The sequence below is a fragment of the Klebsiella sp. K4 genome, assembly GCF_014596785.2.
Classification (GTDB): Bacteria; Pseudomonadota; Gammaproteobacteria; order Enterobacterales; family Enterobacteriaceae; genus Klebsiella; species Klebsiella pneumoniae.
This window is the reverse complement of record NZ_CP115021.1, coordinates 1,083,481-1,103,258: the sequence shown is the minus strand read 5'-3', so window position 1 is coordinate 1,103,258 and position 19,778 is coordinate 1,083,481. Positions and strand designations below refer to the sequence as shown.

The window sequence follows — 19,778 nt, the reverse complement described above, 5'->3', positions numbered from 1 at the left end:
TCAATTTTGGTCAATAATTCATTTGATTTATTTGTCACAATAGTTATTATATCGGCTGTAATTAATGAGGTCATACCCAAATGGATAGTTCGTTTACTCCCATTGAGCAAATGCTCAAGTTCCGCGCCAGCCGCCATGAAGATTTCCCGTTTCAGGAGATCCTGTTAACTCGTCTTTGCATGCATATGCAAGGTAAGCTGCTGGAAAATCGCAATAAAATGCTCAAAGCGCAGGGAATTAACGAGACATTATTTATGGCGCTGATTACGCTGGAGTCACAGGAAAACCACAGCATCCAGCCGTCCGAGCTGAGCTGTGCGCTGGGCTCGTCACGTACCAACGCCACCCGTATCGCTGATGAACTGGAAAAACGCGGCTGGATTGAGCGCCGCGAGAGCGATAACGATCGTCGCTGTTTGCATCTGCAACTGACCGAAAAGGGCCATCAGTTTTTGCGTGAAGTCCTGCCGCCGCAGCATAACTGCCTGCATCAGCTGTGGTCTTCACTTAGCACCAGCGAAAAAGATCAGCTCGAACACATCACCCGCAAACTCCTGAGCCGCCTTGATCAGATGGAAGAAGAAGGCGTGCTAGCGGACTCTCTACGCTAAGGGCGGCGTCGCTCAGCCCATTTTTACGTTGCAAGGAAAACAGCCAGGCCAGCAGATCTCTGCTGGCCTTTCTGATAAACAGGTCGGCTCAGCCGATGTGAAATAATAAGATCGTGGAGAATAACATGAGTGCAAATGCGGAGAGCCAAACCCCGCAGCAACCAGGCAGCAAAAAAGGAAAGCGTAAAGGCGCCCTTCTGTTGCTGACATTGCTCTTCATTATTATTGCCGTGGCATATGGGATTTACTGGTTTCTGGTACTGCGTCACTACGAAGAGACCGACGATGCCTACGTGGCAGGGAATCAGGTACAAATTATGGCTCAGGTCGCGGGCAGCGTGACCAAAGTCTGGGCTGACAACACGGACTACGTGCAGAAAGGCGATCCGCTGGTCACGCTCGATCGGACCGATGCCCAACAGGCGTTTGAAAAGGCTAAGACCCAACTGGCCGCCAGCGTGCGTCAGACCCGCCAGCAGATGATCAACAGCAAGCAGCTGCAGGCAAATATCGACGTCAAAAAAACCGCCCTCGCCCAGGCGCAGGCTGACCTGAACCGCCGCATCCCGCTGGGCGCCGCGAACCTCATTGGCCGCGAAGAGCTGCAGCACGCCCGCGATACCGTCGCCAGCGCACAGGCCGAACTCGACGTGGCAATCCAGCAGTACAACGCCAACCAGGCGATCGTGCTGGGCACCAGGCTGGAACAGCAGCCGGCGGTGCTCCAGGCGGCCACTGAAGTGCGTAACGCCTGGCTGGCCCTGCAGCGTACGCAGATCGTCAGCCCGATTAGCGGCTACGTTTCCCGTCGCTCGGTACAGCCTGGCGCGCAGATTGGCACCACCACGCCGCTGATGGCGGTGGTCCCGGCGACCAACCTGTGGATCGATGCTAACTTTAAAGAGACTCAGCTGGCGCATATGCGTATCGGCCAGCCGGCCACCGTGATCAGCGATATCTATGGCGATGACGTGAAATACACCGGTAAAGTGGTCGGTCTGGATATGGGCACCGGCAGCGCCTTCTCTCTGCTGCCGGCGCAGAATGCCACCGGCAACTGGATCAAAGTGGTACAGCGTCTGCCGGTTCGTATCGAGCTGGATGAAAAACAACTAGCGGAACACCCGCTGCGCATCGGCCTCTCGACGCTGGTGGAAGTCAACACCACCGATCGCGATGGTGAAATGCTGGCCAGCCAGGTGCGGAGCTCCCCGGTTTACGAGAGCAATGCCCGTGAAATCGCTCTCGATCCGGTTAATAAGCTGATAGACGAGATCATTCAGGCCAACGCCGGATAATTCGGGGTGAGTGTAATGCAACAGCAAAAACCGCTGGAAGGCGCGCAGCTGGTCATTATGACCATTGCGCTGTCGCTCGCGACGTTCATGCAGGTGCTGGATTCCACTATCGCCAACGTGGCGATCCCGACCATTGCCGGCAACCTTGGCTCGTCGCTGAGCCAGGGGACCTGGGTCATCACCTCGTTCGGGGTCGCTAACGCCATCTCCATCCCGATCACCGGCTGGCTGGCCAAGCGCGTCGGCGAGGTGAAGCTGTTCCTGTGGTCAACCACCGCCTTCGCCATTGCCTCCTGGGCCTGCGGCGTCTCCAACAGCCTGACGATGCTGATTTTCTTCCGCGTCATTCAGGGGATCGTCGCCGGACCGCTGATCCCGCTGTCGCAAAGTCTGCTGCTCAGCAACTATCCCCCGGCGAAGCGCTCTATCGCTCTGGCGCTGTGGTCAATGACGGTGATTGTCGCGCCCATCTGCGGTCCGATCCTCGGCGGCTATATCAGCGATAACTATCACTGGGGCTGGATCTTCTTTATCAACGTGCCCATTGGCGTGGCGGTGGTGCTGATGACCCTGCAGACCCTGCGCAACCGGGAAACCAAAACCGAACAGCGGCGGATCGACGGCGTCGGTCTGGCGCTGCTGATCATCGGTATCGGTAGCCTGCAGGTGATGCTGGACCGGGGTAAAGAGCTGGACTGGTTCTCCTCCAATGAGATTATCATTCTGACCATCGTGGCGGTGGTGGCGATAAGCTTCCTGATCGTCTGGGAGCTAACCGACGATAACCCGATTGTCGATCTGTCGCTATTTAAGTCGCGCAACTTCACCATCGGCTGCCTCTGTATCAGTCTGGCCTATATGCTCTACTTCGGCGCCATCGTACTGCTGCCGCAGCTATTGCAGGAGGTCTACGGCTACACCGCGACCTGGGCCGGCCTGGCGTCGGCGCCGGTGGGGGTGATCCCGGTCATTCTGTCGCCGATTATCGGCCGCTTCGCGCATAAGCTCGACATGCGGCGGCTGGTCACCTTCAGCTTTATTATGTACGCGGTCTGCTTCTACTGGCGCGCCTGGACCTTCGAACCGGGGATGGACTTTGGCGCCTCGGCGTGGCCACAGTTTATCCAGGGCTTCGCGGTGGCCTGCTTCTTCATGCCGTTGACCACCATCACCCTCTCCGGCCTGCCGCCGGAGCGGCTGGCGGCGGCGTCGAGCCTGTCGAACTTCACCCGTACCCTTGCCGGCTCCATCGGGACCTCGATCACCACCACCCTGTGGACCAACCGCGAGGCGCTGCATCATGCGCAGCTCACCGAATCGGTGACTCCCTTTAACCCCAACGCGCAGCAGATATACGATCAGCTGCAGGGCATGGGAATGACGCAGCAGCAGGCGTCCGGCTGGATAGCGCAGCAGATAACCAACCAGGGGCTCATTATCTCCGCCAACGAAATCTTCTGGATTTCTGCGGCTATTTTCATCCTGCTGTTGGGGCTGGTGTGGTTCGCCAGACCACCGTTCAGCGCCGGCGGAGGCGGCGGCGGCGCGCACTAAGCCTCACATAAAGGGACCTCCGGGTCCCTTTTTTACGGCGTCAGGTTGTCCAGTTCTCGCTAGTTTCTGTCTCGTTTGCGAAAGCCCGTCACCCTGCGCTCGGGCAGGATAAAGGCTGACCATTAAGGAGAACACTATGCTGAGCCATCCTGCTGAAAAGTACCGTCCCTATCCGCCGATCGCCCTGCCTGACCGCCGCTGGCCAGACCGGCAAATCAGTCACGCCCCGCGCTGGCTGTCGACTGACCTGCGCGACGGCAACCAGGCGCTGGCGGAGCCCATGGACAGCGCCCGCAAACTGCAGTTCTGGGATCTGCTGCTGGAGTGCGGCTTTAAAGAGATTGAAGTCGCCTTCCCTTCCGCCTCACAAACCGATTTCAACTTTGTCCGCCAGCTGATTGACGAACAGCGCATCCCGGAGGATGTCACCATCCAGGTGCTGACCCAGGCGCGAGACCCGCTGATCCTGCGCACCTTTGAGGCGCTGCGCGGCGCCCGCCGGGCTACCGTCCACCTCTACAATGCCACCGCGCCGCTGTTCCGCGAGCTGGTTTTCGGCATGGACAAGGCCGAGGTGATCGCCCTCGCGACCCGCGCCACCCGGCTTATCCGTCAGCAGTGCGAACAGCAGCCGGAGACCCGCTGGCAATATGAATATTCGCCTGAAACCTTCTGCTTCACCGAGCCCGAGTTTGCGCTTGAGATTTGCGAAGCGGTGGCGGATGTCTGGCAGCCCTGCGCCGAGCGACCGATGATCGTCAATCTGCCGGCGACGGTGGAAGTCAACACCCCCAACGTCTATGCCGATCAGATCGAGTATTTTTGCCGCCACTTCTCCCGCCGCGGCGAGGTCTGCATCAGCGTGCATCCGCATAACGATCGCGGCACCGGCGTCGCCAGCGCCGAGCTGGCGGTGATGGCCGGCGCCGATCGGGTAGAAGGCTGCCTGTTTGGCAACGGCGAACGCACCGGCAACGTTTGTCTGGTGACTTTGGCGATGAACCTCTACAGCCAGGGCATCGACCCTGAGCTTCGCTTCGAGCAGATGAACCGGGTGGTGGAGGTGGTGGAAAACTGCAACCAGATCCCCGTTCACCCGCGCCACCCGTGGGCGGGAAGTCTGGCTTACACCGCCTTCTCCGGCTCCCATCAGGATGCGATCAAAAAAGGGTTTGATGCCCGTCAGCCTGGCGATCCGTGGCAGATGCCCTACCTGCCCATTGACCCGCAGGATATTGGCTGCAGCTATGAGGCGGTGATCCGCGTCAACAGCCAGTCGGGGAAGAGCGGCAGCGCCTGGCTTATCGAACAAAATCATGGTCTGAAACTGCCCCGCGGGCTGCAGCAGGACTTCAGCCAGCACGTTCAGCAGGCCACCGATAGCGACGGCAAAGAGATGACCCACCATGCGCTGTGGCAGCTGTTCCGCACGCGCTACGGGCTGCAGGCGCAGCCGGCGCTGACGCTGCTCGATTATCAGAGCGCCAGCCAGCAGGATGGCCAGCTTTCCCTGCAGGCAACGCTGCGTCACCACGGCGAAACCCGACGCCTGCAGGGCCAGGGCAACGGCATGCTCTCCGCCGCAGCCAGCGGGCTCAGCGCGCTGTTTCGGCAGCCGTTTATGATCAAGGACTATCATGAGCATACGCTCGGCGCGCGCAGCGACAGCCGGTCGGTGGCCTATATCCGCTGCGTTTTTCCGCAAGGAGAAAGCTACTGGGGCGTGGGTATCGATAATGACGTGGCGCGCGCCTCGCTGCAGGCGCTGTGCAATGCGCTCAGCGCCGCCGATCAGGCCGGGGGACGAAAATAGTCGCTGGGGGCGACGCCCATCACCCGACGAAACATGGCGCTGAAGGCGCTGTGGCTACCGTAGCCCAGCTCCAGCGCCACCCGCAGCACGGAGTGGCCCTGCGCCAGGCGCACCAGCGCTTCCATTAGCTTCGCCCGGCGCACCCACTCGCTCCACGTCAGGCTAGTCTGCTGCTGAAAATGGCGGTTTAGGGTTCGCTCGCTCATGCTGCACGCCTTCGCCGCCTGGCCGCTGCTCCAGGCCTCGCCCGGCGCCTCGCGTACCTGCTGGCACAGCCGACGCAGCGTTTCGCTTTGCGGCTCCGGCAGGCCAAACGGCAGGATCGCCATCCCGCGGATCTCATCGAGGATCAGTTCATAAATTCTTTCGTCGCGGCTGGCGGGGGCATAGCGTTCCGCCAGCGCCAGGGATGACACGATCAGTTCCCGCAGCAGCGGCGTGATCTGTACGATCTGGCAGCCCGCCGGAAGATCGGCGCGCGCCAGCGGATCGATAAACAGGGTGCGCGCCGCCACGTTGCCGGTCATGCGTAGCGCGTGCGGCGTTCCCGCCGGCAGCCAGACGCCGCGCCCGGGCGGCACCACCCAGTAGCCTACCGGCGTCGCGACCCGCACCACGCCGCTTAGTATATGCAGCAGCTGGGCGCAGTCATGCTGATGCCAGTCTTCCTGGTCACCGTGGGCATAATCATGGGCAAAGGGCACCAGTGGGCGGTGCTGAAAGGAGAAGGAAAGCGTCGTCGTCATCGCGGCGTCAGAAGAGCGGCCCGGCGACAGGCGTCGGGCCGTGGCGGAAGCACTAGATGTGCAGTTCCTGCAGTTTTTCTTTCGGCAACGCCAGTTCGTCGTTGCTGTTGATGCGCACATCGCGCTCAATGATATGGCGAGCGATGTCCTGGGCCTCTTCCAGCGAGTGCATGGTGTAAGTCCCGCACTGGTAGACGTTGAGCTCCGGGATCTGGTTCTGATCTTTCACCTTCAGCACATCGGCCATCGCCGCTTTCCAGGCGTCAGCGACGCGCTGCTCGTCCGGCGTACCAATCAGGCTCATATAGAAGCCGGTGCGGCAGCCCATTGGCGAAATGTCGATAATTTCCACGCCATTCCCGTTCAGATGATCGCGCATAAAGCCCGCGAACAGATGCTCCAGGGTGTGGATACCGCGTTCCGGCATCACTTCCTGGTTCGGTACGCAGAAGCGCAGATCGAAAACGGTGATTTCATCGCCATGCGGCGTGTTCATTTTCTTCGCGACACGCACCGCTGGGGCTTCCATTCGGGTATGGTCGACTGTGAAACTATCTAACAACGGCATTCGTCACCTCCGGGAGTGAATTTTTTTAAAATAAAATGAACTCTTTGTTCAGCCGCGAGTCTCAGTATATGAAAGACGCGCATTTATTATCATCATCATCCCTGAATCAGAGATGAAAGTTTGGCCACAGTGATGTGGCCTTTTTCTTTTCCAGCGCTACGCGTGCCGCGCCAGCAGCGCCTCAAACGGCTCGCTGTCTTCAGCTTCCACTTTCTTCTGTCGCGCCACCGACGCGTCGCGCTCGGCGATAAAATCGTCTTCGCTCAGGATCTCCAGCGGCTCTTCGCGCAGCTGCGTCCGGTAACGATCGGCAAGCGCACGGCCGGTACCGCCAATGCCTTCTTCAATCATAGAACGCAGAATGCGGGCTGAGAAGGTTAATTCCGGATCGTCAAAGCAGGCCAGCAGCTCGTCGCAGACCTGCTGATATGCCTGGCCACCGTGGATACTGTCCAGGGTCTGCGCCACGCGGCGTAAATCGCGGAACAGATCTTTGCCCACCTGAGCCAGCGGGAACTGCGCGCTTTCGCAGCCAATCCCCAGCGTTAAGCCCGGCTTACGCCCTTCCAGAATCACCCGATTCCAGTTGGTGCGGGTGCACAGCAGCTCATCGCTGCTCATCTCCGGCGCGTCGGCCAGCGCGCACCAGACCATAAACAGGTCGAGGAAACGCACCTGCTGGGCGTCAACGCCGATCGGCGAGAACGGATTGATATCCAGCGAACGCACTTCGATATACTCAATACCACCGCGCAACAGCGCATCGGACGGGGTTTCGCCCCGACGGGTGACGCGTTTCGGGCGGATCGGCGCATAAAGTTCATTTTCAATCTGCAGAATGTTGCTGTTGATCTGCAGATACTTGCCGTCTTTCTGCAGCCCGATTTTGGCGTACTCTTCCGACGGCGTTTTAATCGCCCGCTTCAATCCTGCCACATACTCGTGCAGATCGTTAAACGTAATTCCGAGATTGCTTTGCGACTTATTGGTATAACCAAGGTCGCTGAGGCGCAGCGAGGTGGCATACGGCAGGTAATACATGCCGTTGCCCGTTTCCTCAAAGGGCAGCGTTGTCGGTTTGCCTTGCAGGAATGAGGAGCAAATCGCCGGCGAGGCGCCAAACAGATAGGGGATCACCCAGCCAAAGCGATAGTAGTTACGAATTGAGCGGAAATAGCCCGCCGAAATGGCCTCTTTACCACTCTCGGCATCTTCCACACCACATTTTGCCTGCCAGAAGGCCATCGGTAGGGAGAAGTTATAGTGCACGCCGGAGATAGTCTGCATCAGCGCGCCATAGCGGTTCTTCAGCCCCTCGCGATATAGCGTTTTCAGGCGCCCCACGTTAGAGGTGCCGTACTGCGCCAGCTCAATATCCTGACCGGGGGCGATATAGCATGGCATGCTCAGCGGCCACATCCGCTCGTCGCCAAGCTGACGCGCGGTATAGCGATGGACATCGCGCATAAAGGTCAGCATATGCTCAATATCGCCATCTACTGGCGTAATGAACTCAAGTAAAGCTTCGGCAAAATCGGTGGTAATCCATTTATGCGTTAGCGCTGAGCCTAACGCCGGAGGGTGACCGGTCGTTGCAAGGGTGCCGTCTGCGTTCACGCGCAGCGTTTCCCGCTCCAGACCACGTTGAATACCCTGCAGAGCCTGCGGATGTTTTTCCAGCCAGGCCAGCGCCTGTGATACGTCCGGGATCAATTTGACCTCCCGCCTGTCGAAATCGTTTGAATAAGCATAATTGTAATGGATGAACTGTCAGTCCAATTAGTGCCACCACGTCATGCCCTGAAGCGTCGCTGCCGCAATAGCGATATAGCGCAGCGCCTTACCAAGGCATAAGAAAAAGAGTACCGGTCCCCAGGAAATGCGCATCCATCCCGCCAGCAAACACAGTAAATCGCCGACAACCGGCGCCCAGCTCAGTAAGAGCGTGACCGCGCCGTAGCGCTTAAGCCAGCCGGCCGCCCGCTCCTGCCAGCGCGAGGTTTTGCGCAGCGGAAACAAGCGCCCCAGAATAACGTTAGTTACCCCTCCAAGGCTATTGCCGATTGTTGCTATTAATACTAACCACCACGGATGACTGACCCCTGCAAGTAGCATAGCCACCAGCACAACCTCCGAATTGCCGGGGAGCAGCGTGGCGCTTAAAAAGCTACTGGCAAACAGCGAGGTGAGTGACAGCGCGTCGCTCACAGCAAACGCACGTCAACTGCGTCCATTCCCGCGCGCTTCGCCGCCTGCAGACCAAAGTCGGCATCTTCGAAGACGACGCATTTTTCCGGCGCGACGCCCATGCGCTCGGCGCACAGCAGGAAGGTATCGGGCGCGGGTTTATGGTTGACCACATGATCGGCCGCCACCACCGCGGAGAAGTAATGACGCAGCCCCAGGTGCGCCAGCAGCGCTTCGGCGACGGCGCTCTCGCTGCCGGTTCCCACCGACATCGGGCGACGGCCGTGCCATGCCTTAACCACCTCAATCAGCGGCAACGGGCGTACGTTGTCCAGCAGCATCGCTTTGACGGCCTGGGTTTTTTCCTGCGCCAGGCGATGTGGATCGAGATCGGCCTGGTTGAGTTCGATAATCGCCTGGGCGATTCGCCAGGTTGGTGAGCCATTGAGCGCGACCATCGCCTGTTCGTCGAAACGCATACCGTAGCGGCCCAATACCTCGTTCCATGCCTGCCGATGGGTCGGCTCGGTATCGAGAATGGTGCCATCCATATCAAAGATCAGTCCTGCGTAACCTTCGTACATTGTCTTCTCACCAACCGGTTTGGGAATGATTACTGTAACGCAAAAGCCCGCCGTTGTCGCGGCCAGCGGCGCAGACGACAAAGGCGCCCTCAGGCGCCCCCAAACATTAGGCCGGATAACCAGCCTTATTTAATACGCAGATCGTTCTCGACCATTCGCACGCCCTGCACTCGGCGTGTGACTTCTACGGCTCGTTTAGCGCTCTCCGCGGAGGAGACAAATCCGCTCAGCTGGACGCGGCCTTTAAAGGTCTGGACGCTAATTTCTGAGGACTTAATGTCTTTATCGTTAAAGAGCGCCGTTTTCACCTTGGTGGTCACCACGGTATCGTCAATATAGCCGCCCGTACTCTCCTTTGTAGCCGATCCCGCACAGCCAGCGAGGGCCGTCGTTACCAGCAGCGTCGCGCAAAAAGCAGGTATTGCTTTGAACCATTTCATGGATTTCTCTCCTTGCATTTATCTCAGCCTGATAACGCTGATATACAAGGATAAATTATAGTGGAAAGCGCGTCTTGCCAATAAAAAAGTCAGGATGAAGCCAGTGATGGAAAACGAGGTAATCGGGATGGTGAGAGAAGAGTGAAGATTATGCATTCAGAACGGGTGCTGCGATAATTTCGCAGCCTACGCAACAACATCGTCGTTGTTACTGAGGAGAATATGGTGCATCCGGGAGGATGACTCGGCTACGCCTCGCCCTTTGGGCCGTTGCTTACGCAACGTTATCCCCCCTGGTGCTGGCGATGATTTCGCAGACCATAAAACAACATCGTCGCTGTTACTAAGGAGAATATGGTGCATCCGGGAGGATTCGAACCTCCGACCGCTCGGTTCGTAGCCGAGTACTCTATCCAGCTGAGCTACGGATGCATCGGGAAAGCTATTTTACTGCGGGGTTACTCTCCTGGCACTTACGATGGTTTCGCAAACCAGATAACAACAATGTTGCTGTTACTAAGGAGAATATGGTGCATCCGGGAGGATTACTCGGCTGCGCCTCGCCCTACGGGCCGTTGCTTACGCAACGTTATCCTCCCTGGTGCTGGCGATAATTTCGCAGACCATAAAACAACATCGTCGCTGTTACTAAGGAGAATATGGTGCATCCGGGAGGATTCGAACCTCCGACCGCTCGGTTCGTAGCCGAGTACTCTATCCAGCTGAGCTACGGATGCATCGGGATTACTTCTGTAATTCTGATATCAAATTTCGCGATTTGCCATTCTTATTAAAGAATGGTGCATCCGGGAGGATTCGAACCTCCGACCGCTCGGTTCGTAGCCGAGTACTCTATCCAGCTGAGCTACGGATGCATCGGGAAACTTGCTTTACTACGCGTCAGTGTCACAACTAACACATGCCACACTGAGTATGATGGCCTAATCGGTAGAGTGACTCGATTATGCCTCGCACTGCGGGCCGCTGCTTTCACAGCGCTCTTCTCTCTTAATTCAGAAAGAAGATGGTGCATCCGGGAGGATTCGAACCTCCGACCGCTCGGTTCGTAGCCGAGTACTCTATCCAGCTGAGCTACGGATGCAAAATGGCGGTGAGGCGGGGATTCGAACCCCGGATGCAGCTTTTGACCGCATACTCCCTTAGCAGGGGAGCGCCTTCAGCCTCTCGGCCACCTCACCACACACGCCTCTTTCGAGTGCTTCGAAGAACTTGTTTCTGCTCTTCGTCGCTGCGATGGCGCACATATTACTTTCTGGTACTTATAAGTCAAACACTTTTTCGAGACCTTTTTTCGTTTGCACACTTCGCACGCAATTCGCGTGCAAAAACGGCAAAAAGGGCAATTTATCAACAGGAAATCAGCCCTGACGCTGGCATAACGCCAAACGACCAAAGCGGCAAAGGGTAATGAAAAGCGGTATGGCGCAGGGGGAAAAAACAGAAAAAGGGAAAAAGCGGCGGTAAGTGATGCGCCTCACTGCACAGCGAGGCGCGGAAACCTTAGTAACTGGACTGCTGGGATTTTTCAGCCTGAATACGCTGGTAGATCTCTTCACGGTGAACAGACACTTCTTTAGGGGCGTTTACGCCAATACGAACCTGGTTACCCTTCACCCCTAAAACTGTCACAGTGACCTCATCTCCAATCATGAGGGTCTCACCAACTCGACGAGTCAGAATCAGCATTCTTTGCTCCTTGAAAGATTAAAAGAGTCGGGTCTCTCGTATCCCGGCATTATCCATCATATAACGCCAAAAAGTAAGCGATGACAAATACCTTAGGGTATAAGCAGTCATGGCATCACATTCTGTTAAACCTAAGTTTAGCCGATATACACAATTTCAACCCGACTTTATCGTTATCAGTGTTTCTGACGCAAGGTGCCGTAACCCTCTGGTTATGGCACCTATACCCCTCATACTTCAAGTTGCATGCGTGTTGGCTTTCCTCGCTCACCCCAGTCACTTACTTGAGTAAGCTCCTGGGGATTCGCTGCGTCGCCGCCTTCCTGCAACTCGAATTATTTAGGGTAAATGCGTTTATAGTTATTACAGTTTTGCGCTGACCCAGCCTTTCACACTGGCTAACGCTGCAGGGAGAGCAGACGCATCGGTACCACCGGCCTGCGCCATATCCGGACGACCGCCCCCTTTACCGCCCACCTGCTGGGCGACCATACCAACCAGCTCCCCTGCTTTCACGCGGTCTGTCACATCCTTAGACACACCTGCAATCAGAGAAACCTTACCATCCGCTACCGTAGCTAATACAACGATCGTCGAACCGAGCTGGTTCTTCAGATCGTCAACCATGGTACGCAGCATTTTCGGCTCAACGCCGGTCAGTTCGCTGACCAGCAGCTTAACGCCGTTAATCTCTTCCGCTTTGCTGGAGAGGTTTGCGCTCTCCTGCGCCGCAGCCTGCTCTTTCAGCTGCTGCAGCTCTTTTTCCAGCTGACGGGTACGCTCCAGCGCGGCGCGAACCTTCTCGCCGAGATTGTGGCTGTCACCCTTCAGCAGCTGAGCGATATCATTGAGCTGATCGCTTTGCGCATGCAGGATGGCCATCGCGCCTTCGCCAGTCACCGCTTCGATACGGCGCACGCCAGCAGCGGTGCCGGACTCTGACGTGATGCGGAACAGGCCGATATCGCCGGTACGCGCCGCGTGAGTCCCGCCGCACAGCTCCGTGGAGAAGTCGCCCATCCGCAGAACGCGCACGCGATCGTCGTATTTCTCGCCAAACAGCGCCATGGCGCCGGATGCGCGCGCGGCATCGATATCCATAATGTTGGTTTCGATAGCCAGGTTACGACGGATCTGCGCGTTGACCAGGTCTTCCACCGCACGAATTTCTTCCGGCTTCATCGCTTCAAAATGCGAGAAGTCAAAGCGCAGCGCTTTATCATTGACCAGCGAACCTTTCTGCGCCACATGGGTGCCGAGCACCTGGCGCAGCGCCGCGTGCATCAGGTGCGTCGCGGAGTGGTTGAGACGGATACGCTGACGGCGAGCCTCATCTACGTCGGCCTGCACCGCGTCACCCACTTTCAGTGAGCCGCTGGCGACTTTACCGATATGACCAATAGCCTGGCCGTACTTCTGCGTGTCGCTGACTGCGAAGGAGAAGCCCGCGCCTTTTAATTCGCCTTTATCGCCCACCTGGCCGCCGGACTCCGCATAGAACGGGGTCTGGTCAAGGATCACCACCGCTTCCTGGCCAGCGCTAACGCTATCCACCGCTTTGCCGTCGATAAACAGGGCGGTAACCTTGCCGTTCAGCTCCAGATGATCGTAGCCTTTAAATTCAGAGGCGCCGTCAACGCGGATCATCGCATTATAGTCGGCGCCGAAACCGCTGGACTCGCGCGCGCGGCGGCGCTGCTCTTCCATCGCGGCTTCAAAACCAGCTTCGTCAACCTTGATGTTGCGCTCGCGGCATACATCGGCGGTCAGGTCGACCGGGAAGCCGTAGGTGTCGTACAGACGGAAGGCGGTTTCGCCGTCCAGGGTGTCGCCTTTCAGCTTCGACAGCTCCTCATCCAGCAGCGCCAGGCCGCGCTCGAGGGTGCGGGCAAACTGCTCTTCTTCGGTTTTCAGCACCTGCTCAACCTGAGCCTGCTGCTGCTTCAGCTCGTCGCCGGCGGAGCCCATCACATCGATCAGCGGGGCAACCAGTTTCCAGAAGAAGGTGTCCTTCGCGCCCAGCATGTTGCCGTGACGGATCGCGCGGCGAATGATACGACGCAGCACGTAGCCGCGGTTTTCATTCGACGGGATCACGCCGTCGGCAACCAGGAAGGCGCAGGAGCGAATGTGGTCGGCGATAACGCGCAGCGACTTGTTCGTCAGATCGGTCGCGCCGGTGACTTTCGCCACGCTGGCGATCAGATCGCGGAACAGGTCGATGTCATAGTTGGAGTTAACGTGCTGCAGCACCGCGGCAATACGCTCCAGACCCATACCGGTGTCGACGGACGGCTTCGGCAGCGGCTCCATAGTACCGTCAGCCTGACGGTTGAACTGCATGAAGACGATGTTCCAGATCTCAATGTAACGGTCGCCATCTTCTTCCGGGCTTCCCGGAGGGCCGCCCCAGATGTGATCGCCGTGGTCAAAGAAGATTTCGGTGCACGGGCCGCACGGACCGGTGTCGCCCATCTGCCAGAAGTTGTCAGAAGCAAACGGCGCGCCTTTGTTGTCGCCGATGCGGATAATACGCTCGCGCGGAACGCCTACTTCATTGGCCCAGATGTCGAAAGCTTCGTCATCGGTCTCGTAAACGGTAACCCACAGTTTTTCTTTCGGCAGCGCGAACCAGTTCTCACCGGTCAGCAGTTCCCACGCGTATTTGATGGCATCCTGCTTGAAGTAATCGCCAAAGCTGAAGTTGCCCAGCATTTCAAAAAAGGTGTGGTGACGCGCGGTGTAACCGACGTTTTCCAGATCGTTGTGTTTACCACCCGCACGCACGCAACGCTGTGCGGTGGTCGCACGCGAATAATTACGTTTGTCGAGACCAAGGAAGACATCCTTGAACTGGTTCATCCCTGCATTGGTAAACAGCAGGGTCGGATCGTTGTGCGGCACCAGGGAGCTGCTGGCAACTACCTGATGTCCCTTGCTATGGAAAAAGTCGAGAAACGCCTGACGGATCTCAGCGGTGCTCTTGCTCATAATTATCCTGAAATCAAGCTACACGTCATCCTTCAAGTCGCCTCTGTCCTGGCTGCGCTTGCTCTTCCGGCACCGAACTGACGTACGTTGCGAAAGAGAGTCTCTCTTGCCGCCCTGATGCAGCTTGAATGATTTTGTGTAAAGGAATAATCGCCCAGGCCGCTGCCTGCACAGTCACAACCAGCGGCCCGACGGAATAAAGTGGGAATAAGATAAGTTTTCTTTACGGCGAAGTAAAATCCCGGATGGGTCAATCTGCAAAATTTCGCCAGATTTCCTGGATATCTTCCATCAGGTAGCCGCGGTAAAGCAGGAATCGCTGAACTTTCACTTTTTCAGTAAAGGCGGAAGGTAACGGTTCGCCGTATTTACGCTGTGCCTGCTCCCTGGCAAGGCTCACCCAGTCGATATCGCATTCGCGCATCGCCTGGTCAACGACCTGGCGCGCAATGCCTTTCTGGCTGAGCTCCTGGCGAATGCGCGCCGGACCATAGCCTTTGCGGCTCCGGCTGGCGATGAACTGGCCGACGAAGCGGTTGTCGTCAAGGTAGCGGTTTTCGATACACCAGGCGACAACCTGCTCCAGCTCGTCGGGGGTGACGTCCAGCGCCTCAGGACCGTTTTTGCTCATCACCGGAGCGACCAGCTTGCGTCGCAGCTCCTGCTCGCTGTGGTCGCGCATCGCCAGAATGCGGATAGCACGGTCCAGCAGGCGGGCGTAGCCGGAGCGGCGTGATGAAGGATCAGTCACAGGCACCTCGATAATCTCACAAAGCAAAAGGGCTGCCTAAGCAGCCCTGTCAGTCTTGCAGACGATATCAGAAATCCTGTTCGGTTTCTTCTGCGTCGTTGCCGTCAACAACGAAGTCTGGCTTCGCATCCTGATTGTTGAGCAGCAGTTCGCGCACTTTCTTCTCAATCTCTTTCGCCGCCGCCGGGTTCTCTTTCAGCCAGGTGATCGCGTTCGCTTTACCCTGACCGATTTTGTCGCCGTTGTAGCTATACCAGGCACCCGCTTTCTCAATCAGCTTCTCTTTCACGCCGAGGTCTACCAGCTCGCCGTAGAAGTTGATGCCTTCGCCGTAGAGGATCTGGAATTCGGCCTGTTTAAACGGCGCGGCAATTTTGTTTTTCACCACTTTGACGCGGGTTTCGCTGCCGACGACATTGTCGCCCTCTTTCACCGCGCCGATGCGGCGAATGTCCAGACGCACAGAGGCGTAGAACTTCAGCGCGTTACCACCGGTAGTGGTTTCCGGGTTACCGAACATCACGCCAATTTTCATACGGATCTGGTTGATAAAGATCAGCAGCGTGTTGGACTGCTTCAGGTTACCCGCCAGCTTACGCATCGCCTGGCTCATCATACGCGCCGCAAGGCCCATGTGAGAGTCGCCGATTTCGCCTTCGATTTCCGCTTTCGGCGTCAACGCCGCGACGGAGTCGACGACGATAACGTCAACCGCGCCGGAGCGCGCCAGCGCGTCACAGATCTCCAGCGCCTGCTCGCCGGTGTCCGGCTGAGAACACAGCAGGTTGTCGATATCGACGCCCAGTTTGCGTGCATAGACAGGATCCAGCGCATGTTCAGCATCGATGAACGCACAGGTTTTACCTTCGCGCTGCGCTGCGGCGATAACCTGCAGCGTCAGGGTGGTTTTACCGGAGGATTCCGGACCGTAGATCTCGACGATACGGCCCATTGGCAGACCGCCGGCGCCCAGCGCGATATCCAGAGAAAGCGAGCCGGTGGAGATGGTTTCCACATCCATGGTGCGGTCTTCACCCAGGCGCATGATGGAGCCTTTACCGAATTGCTTTTCGATCTGGCCCAGTGCAGCCGCCAACGCTTTCTGTTTGTTTTCGTCGATCGCCATTGTTACTCCTAATCATGCAGGGTAAAGCGTGTTCGCTTCGCCGTTAATATTTGTTCAGTTGAGGCAATTATACTGTATGGTCATACAGTATCAAGTGTTTTGTAGAAATTGTTGCCAGAGCAGATTTAGCGCATAGGCCGTCGCCTGACGACGCACCGCTTCGCGGTCTCCGGCAAAGCATTCCCGCCGCGTCACCCCTTGCCCGCTCACGCTGGCGACGCCGAACCATACCGTGCCGACCGGCTTTTCGACGCTGCCGCCATCCGGCCCGGCGACGCCGCTAACGGAGATGGCATAATCCGCACGCGCCGCGCGCAGCGCGCCAATCGCCATCTCCACCACCACCGGTTCGCTTACCGCGCCGTTGTCGCGCAGCGTCGCTTCGCTGACGCCGATCATTTGCGATTTAGCTTCGTTGCTGTAGGTGACAAAGCCGCGTTCAAACCACGCCGAGCTGCCGGCAATATCGGTGATCGCTTTCGCAATCCAGCCGCCGGTACAGGATTCCGCCGTGGTCACCGTCGCCCCACGCGCCTTCAGCGCCCGGCCAATCTTCTCGCTTAGCTGCATTAATTCTGAATCGGTCATTATCGCCCCGCTTTGCTCTGGATAAAGAGGCCATCAAAGATAGCACTTTCGACAGAGATATGGGGATGAAGTGGCGATTTTACGAGGGGGGATCCAGAAATGGGTCGTCCTGTGATAACCAGGACGACCAGACAACCTGTTACTTCATGCTGTTAGCGATAAGCTCAACGTTGTGACGCATCATTTTGACGTAACTATCGGCGACGCCGCCCGGCTTAGATAGCGCTTCCGGATAGAGTTCGCCCCCCGGCTGCGCGCCGGTGGCGCTGGCAATCTGCTTCACCAGCCGCGGGTCAAGCTGGTTCTCCATAAACCAGGTATGGACGCCATCCGCTTTGATTTGCTTAATCAGCGCCGCCACCTGCGCCGCGCTGGCCTCGCTCTCTGAAGAGAGCCCCTGTGGCGCGAGGAAGGTCACGTGGTAAGCCCGGCCAAAATAGCCGAAAGCGTCATGGCTGGTCAGGACCTTGCGCTTGGCCAGCGGAATGGCGCTGAACTGCGCTTTCGCCCAGCCGTCGAGAGACGTCAGCTGGTCGATATAGCGCTTGCCGCTGCTGGTCAACGCTGCTTTATCTTCCGGGTCGGCTTTCACCAGACCATCGAGGATATTCTGCGCATACAATGCGCCGTTCGCTGCGCTGTTCCAGGCGTGGGGATCGGTCACCGTTTTACCCTCTTCATCAAGGGTATGGGTCTTGACGCCTTTCGATGCCACCACCAGCTCGCCCTTAAAACCAGAGGCCTTAATCAGGCGATCCAGCCACCCTTCCAGCCCCAGGCCGTTAACCACCACCACGTCGGCCTTGCTGAGCAGCGCGCTATCCTTCGGCGACGGTTCGAAGGTGTGCGGATCGCCGTCCGGGCCGACCAGGGTATCCACATGGACATGCTCCCCGCCGACCTGCTGCGCTATATCACCCAACACCGAAAAACTGCTTACCACATTCAGCGTTTTCGCCATGGCCCCCTGCGCCATCAGGCCGAGGGCCAGCGCGACCACTATTGCACTACGTTTCATCATTTCCTTACCCCATCAATGTGCGCCAACCGACCAGCAGCCGGCTGCGCGTGCCAAAAAATAGCGAAACAAAAAACAGTGCGCTGGCGGTCAGCACAATAGCGGGCCCGGCGGGAAGACTAATCGCCCAGGAGAGGCTTAATCCCAGCCAGGCGCAGAGCGCGCCCATTCCCGCCGCCAGTAGCAGAATGCCCGGCAGCGTGCGCGCCCAGCAGCGCGCGGCGACCGCCGGGAGCATCATTACCCCTACCGCCATCAGCGTGCCGAGCACCTGAAACCCGGCCACCAGATTAAGCACCAGCAGCGCCAGAAAAAGCCCATGCAGCAGCGCAGGCAGCCGCCGGTGATTCACCTGCAGCCAGGCGCTGTCGAACGCCTCGCTGACCAGACCGCGGTAGCACAGCGCAATGCACAATAGCGTCAGGCTGGCGACGCCGCTGACAAACAGCGCCGCATCGCGGTCGACCGCCAGAATGGAGCCAAACAGCAGATGCAGGAGGTCCACGCTGGAGCCGCGCAGCGACACCAGGGTGACGCCCAGGGCCAGCGAGCCCAGATAAAATCCGGCAAAACTGGCGTCCTCTTTTAACGGTGTCCGCCGGCTCACCCACCCGGCCACCAGGGCAACCACGATGCCGGCGATGAAGCCGCCGAGGGTCATGGCCAGCAGCGACATGCCGCTCAGCAGATACCCCACCGCCACGCCGGGGAGAATGGCGTGCGACAGCGCATCGCCCATCAGGCTCATGCGCCGCAGCAGCAGGAAGACGCCCAGCATGGTGGTGCTCAGCGACAGCGCCAGACACACCACGAGGGCCCGACGCATAAAGCCGAATTCAATGAAAGGCTGAAAGAAGGTGTGCCAGATCATGCCGACCTCGCATGACTGAAGGCCGGGAGCACCGCCCGGGTAGCGCCCCAGCAGGCGCGCTGGGGAGTCAGCAGCAGCGTCTCGGGGAAAAAGTCGGCCACCCGCTGGTTATCATGCAGCACCGCCAGGATGGTCTGTCCCTGCCGGTACATCTCGAGAATCAAATCCATTAGTTCGCGACTGGTCGCTTCGTCGATACCGGTGAAGGGCTCGTCGAGCATCACCAGCGGCGCCTGCTGCACCATCACCCGGGCAAATAGCATGCGCTGAAACTGGCCGCCGGAGAGCGCTTCGATCGGCGTTTTCGCCAGGCCCGCCAGCCCGACCCGCTCCAGCACCGCGCCGATGCGTCGCCGGGTGCAGCCCCCCAGACCGCGCAGCAGCGACACGCCGGGCCATGCGCCCTGGCTTACCACATCCTGCACGTTGAGAGGAAACTGCGACTCGAGGGCATGGCGCTGCGCCAGCCAGCCGATCACCGGCCGTTTTCCCTGCCAGCGCAGGCGGCCACTGACCGGCGGAAGAAACCCGGCGAGGGTTTTCAGCAGCGTTGATTTTCCGCAGCCATTGAGGCCAACAATTGCCGTCAGGCTGCCGGGGCATATCATCCCGCTCAGCGGAGGGGTGATCGCTACCCCGTCATAGCCGGCGACCAACTGCTCCAGTTCAATCATGGCAGCGTCACCGCCCACCAGGTTGCTAACCATAGCGCCGCCAGCAGCACGCCTGCGATAGCCGCGCGCGCCGCGCCGGATGCCATAAAAATCGATGTGAACATATCCCCGCCTCAATTTAATGTTATAACATAACAATAACGAAGCGAAGAAAGAATGTAAATCAGCGTCAGTCAGCGGAAATGTAACAAAGGTCAACAAGAGGCATGGAGACGGGAAAAAACGGGGGGATAAGCGCGGCCTCCCCGGCG

Annotated in this window: 18 protein-coding genes and 5 tRNA genes; 4 read left to right on the top strand and 19 right to left on the bottom strand. The window is 58.2% G+C overall.

From position 1 onward, the window contains the following. The first annotated feature begins 80 nt into the window (after window positions 1-80). The 4 genes from mprA (at window position 81) to leuA (ending at window position 5,276) form a co-directional block, all read left to right on the top strand. Window positions 81-611 carry a transcriptional repressor MprA gene (gene mprA, locus IB144_RS05465; protein ID WP_002914337.1) on the top strand — a complete coding sequence of 177 codons (531 nt, stop codon included), beginning with the start codon at window positions 81-83 and terminating at the stop codon, window positions 609-611. Window positions 612-736: 125 nt separating this feature from the next. Continuing rightward, window positions 737-1,909 (top strand): multidrug efflux MFS transporter periplasmic adaptor subunit EmrA, encoded by a 1,173-nt coding sequence (gene emrA / locus IB144_RS05460; protein ID WP_002914339.1) that lies wholly within the window; start codon window positions 737-739, stop codon window positions 1,907-1,909. A 15-nt stretch (window positions 1,910-1,924) separates the two neighbouring features. After that, window positions 1,925-3,463, top strand: a complete 1,539-nt coding sequence (gene emrB, locus IB144_RS05455; RefSeq protein WP_002914342.1) for a multidrug efflux MFS transporter permease subunit EmrB — start codon at window positions 1,925-1,927, stop codon at window positions 3,461-3,463. A gap of 136 nt (window positions 3,464-3,599) precedes the next feature. Next, entirely contained in the window at window positions 3,600-5,276 is a 1,677-nt protein-coding gene (leuA, locus tag IB144_RS05450; RefSeq protein ID WP_065888483.1) for a 2-isopropylmalate synthase, read from the top strand. On the opposite strand, the gene IB144_RS05445 is transcribed toward leuA, so the two are convergent. The 19 genes from IB144_RS05445 to IB144_RS05355 all read right to left on the bottom strand — a co-directional run bounded on the left by IB144_RS05445 (window position 5,255) and on the right by IB144_RS05355 (window position 19,560). Continuing rightward, on the bottom strand, window positions 5,255-6,022 hold the full coding sequence (locus tag IB144_RS05445; RefSeq protein ID WP_004149452.1) for a helix-turn-helix transcriptional regulator: 768 nt from the start codon (window positions 6,020-6,022) through the stop codon (window positions 5,255-5,257). The genes leuA and IB144_RS05445 overlap by 22 nt on opposite strands. A 52-nt stretch (window positions 6,023-6,074) precedes the next feature. Further along, the gene (gene luxS, locus IB144_RS05440) at window positions 6,075-6,590 is read right to left on the bottom strand and encodes an S-ribosylhomocysteine lyase (protein ID WP_002914351.1); all 516 of its coding nucleotides are present in this window, start codon (window positions 6,588-6,590) and stop codon (window positions 6,075-6,077) included. A 156-nt stretch (window positions 6,591-6,746) separates the two neighbouring features. Next, the gene (gshA, locus tag IB144_RS05435; protein ID WP_002914353.1) at window positions 6,747-8,303 is read right to left on the bottom strand and encodes a glutamate--cysteine ligase; all 1,557 of its coding nucleotides are present in this window, start codon (window positions 8,301-8,303) and stop codon (window positions 6,747-6,749) included. Window positions 8,304-8,369: 66 nt separating this feature from the next. Then, a complete protein-coding gene (locus IB144_RS05430; protein ID WP_002914355.1) occupies window positions 8,370-8,798 on the bottom strand; it encodes a YqaA family protein in 429 nt (142 codons plus the stop codon). Next, window positions 8,795-9,361 (bottom strand): fructose-1-phosphate/6-phosphogluconate phosphatase, encoded by a 567-nt coding sequence (gene yqaB, locus IB144_RS05425; RefSeq protein WP_032420491.1) that lies wholly within the window; start codon window positions 9,359-9,361, stop codon window positions 8,795-8,797. Before yqaB ends, IB144_RS05430 begins: the two co-directional genes overlap by 4 nt. A gap of 125 nt (window positions 9,362-9,486) precedes the next feature. After that, the gene (locus tag IB144_RS05420) at window positions 9,487-9,801 is read right to left on the bottom strand and encodes a BON domain-containing protein (protein WP_002914359.1); all 315 of its coding nucleotides are present in this window, start codon (window positions 9,799-9,801) and stop codon (window positions 9,487-9,489) included. Between the two features lie 355 nt (window positions 9,802-10,156). Beyond that, window positions 10,157-10,233, bottom strand: a tRNA-Arg gene (locus tag IB144_RS05415). 228 nt (window positions 10,234-10,461) lie between these two features. After that, window positions 10,462-10,538, bottom strand: a tRNA-Arg gene (locus IB144_RS05410). 61 nt (window positions 10,539-10,599) lie between these two features. Continuing rightward, window positions 10,600-10,676 (bottom strand) — tRNA-Arg (locus IB144_RS05405). 150 nt (window positions 10,677-10,826) lie between these two features. Continuing rightward, window positions 10,827-10,903: transfer RNA gene (locus IB144_RS05400), tRNA-Arg, on the bottom strand. 4 nt (window positions 10,904-10,907) lie between these two features. Further along, window positions 10,908-11,000: transfer RNA gene (locus IB144_RS05395), tRNA-Ser, on the bottom strand. Window positions 11,001-11,322: 322 nt separating this feature from the next. Continuing rightward, window positions 11,323-11,508, bottom strand: coding sequence for a carbon storage regulator CsrA (csrA, locus tag IB144_RS05390; protein WP_000906486.1), 186 nt, complete (start codon window positions 11,506-11,508; stop codon window positions 11,323-11,325). Between the two features lie 363 nt (window positions 11,509-11,871). Beyond that, entirely contained in the window at window positions 11,872-14,499 is a 2,628-nt protein-coding gene (alaS, locus tag IB144_RS05385) for an alanine--tRNA ligase (protein ID WP_004174700.1), read from the bottom strand. Between the two features lie 250 nt (window positions 14,500-14,749). Further along, entirely contained in the window at window positions 14,750-15,250 is a 501-nt protein-coding gene (gene recX, locus IB144_RS05380) for a recombination regulator RecX (RefSeq protein ID WP_040025346.1), read from the bottom strand. Window positions 15,251-15,317: 67 nt separating this feature from the next. Continuing rightward, window positions 15,318-16,376 (bottom strand): recombinase RecA, encoded by a 1,059-nt coding sequence (gene recA / locus IB144_RS05375; RefSeq protein ID WP_002914769.1) that lies wholly within the window; start codon window positions 16,374-16,376, stop codon window positions 15,318-15,320. Window positions 16,377-16,466: 90 nt separating this feature from the next. Next, window positions 16,467-16,964, bottom strand: coding sequence for a nicotinamide-nucleotide amidase (gene pncC / locus IB144_RS05370; protein WP_002914771.1), 498 nt, complete (start codon window positions 16,962-16,964; stop codon window positions 16,467-16,469). 139 nt (window positions 16,965-17,103) lie between these two features. Next, window positions 17,104-17,982: a metal ABC transporter substrate-binding protein gene (locus IB144_RS05365; protein WP_004174698.1), complete on the bottom strand. Its 879-nt coding sequence runs from the start codon at window positions 17,980-17,982 to the stop codon at window positions 17,104-17,106. A 7-nt stretch (window positions 17,983-17,989) separates the two neighbouring features. After that, window positions 17,990-18,853, bottom strand: a complete 864-nt coding sequence (locus tag IB144_RS05360; RefSeq protein WP_004149458.1) for a metal ABC transporter permease — start codon at window positions 18,851-18,853, stop codon at window positions 17,990-17,992. Beyond that, complete coding sequence (locus IB144_RS05355) at window positions 18,850-19,560, bottom strand: ATP-binding cassette domain-containing protein (RefSeq protein WP_072198269.1); 711 nt, start codon at window positions 19,558-19,560, stop codon at window positions 18,850-18,852. Before IB144_RS05355 ends, IB144_RS05360 begins: the two co-directional genes overlap by 4 nt. Window positions 19,561-19,778: the final 218 nt, after the last annotated feature.

What these genes read in the sequence shown, in the direction of transcription:
- mprA (WP_002914337.1), top strand. Translation starts at nt 81, where the DNA reads ATGGATAGTTCGTTTACTCCCATTGAGCAAATGCTCAAGTTCCGCGCC.
- emrA (WP_002914339.1), top strand. Translation starts at nt 737, where the DNA reads ATGAGTGCAAATGCGGAGAGCCAAACCCCGCAGCAACCAGGCAGCAAA.
- emrB (WP_002914342.1), top strand. Translation starts at nt 1,925, where the DNA reads ATGCAACAGCAAAAACCGCTGGAAGGCGCGCAGCTGGTCATTATGACC.
- leuA (WP_065888483.1), top strand. Translation starts at nt 3,600, where the DNA reads ATGCTGAGCCATCCTGCTGAAAAGTACCGTCCCTATCCGCCGATCGCC.
- IB144_RS05445 (WP_004149452.1), bottom strand. Translation starts at nt 6,022, where the DNA reads ATGACGACGACGCTTTCCTTCTCCTTTCAGCACCGCCCACTGGTGCCC.
- luxS (WP_002914351.1), bottom strand. Translation starts at nt 6,590, where the DNA reads ATGCCGTTGTTAGATAGTTTCACAGTCGACCATACCCGAATGGAAGCC.
- yqaB (WP_032420491.1), bottom strand. Translation starts at nt 9,361, where the DNA reads ATGTACGAAGGTTACGCAGGACTGATCTTTGATATGGATGGCACCATT.
- IB144_RS05420 (WP_002914359.1), bottom strand. Translation starts at nt 9,801, where the DNA reads ATGAAATGGTTCAAAGCAATACCTGCTTTTTGCGCGACGCTGCTGGTA.
- csrA (WP_000906486.1), bottom strand. Translation starts at nt 11,508, where the DNA reads ATGCTGATTCTGACTCGTCGAGTTGGTGAGACCCTCATGATTGGAGAT.
- alaS (WP_004174700.1), bottom strand. Translation starts at nt 14,499, where the DNA reads ATGAGCAAGAGCACCGCTGAGATCCGTCAGGCGTTTCTCGACTTTTTC.
- recA (WP_002914769.1), bottom strand. Translation starts at nt 16,376, where the DNA reads ATGGCGATCGACGAAAACAAACAGAAAGCGTTGGCGGCTGCACTGGGC.
- pncC (WP_002914771.1), bottom strand. Translation starts at nt 16,964, where the DNA reads ATGACCGATTCAGAATTAATGCAGCTAAGCGAGAAGATTGGCCGGGCG.
- IB144_RS05365 (WP_004174698.1), bottom strand. Translation starts at nt 17,982, where the DNA reads ATGAAACGTAGTGCAATAGTGGTCGCGCTGGCCCTCGGCCTGATGGCG.
- IB144_RS05360 (WP_004149458.1), bottom strand. Translation starts at nt 18,853, where the DNA reads ATGATCTGGCACACCTTCTTTCAGCCTTTCATTGAATTCGGCTTTATG.
- IB144_RS05355 (WP_072198269.1), bottom strand. Translation starts at nt 19,560, where the DNA reads ATGGTTAGCAACCTGGTGGGCGGTGACGCTGCCATGATTGAACTGGAG.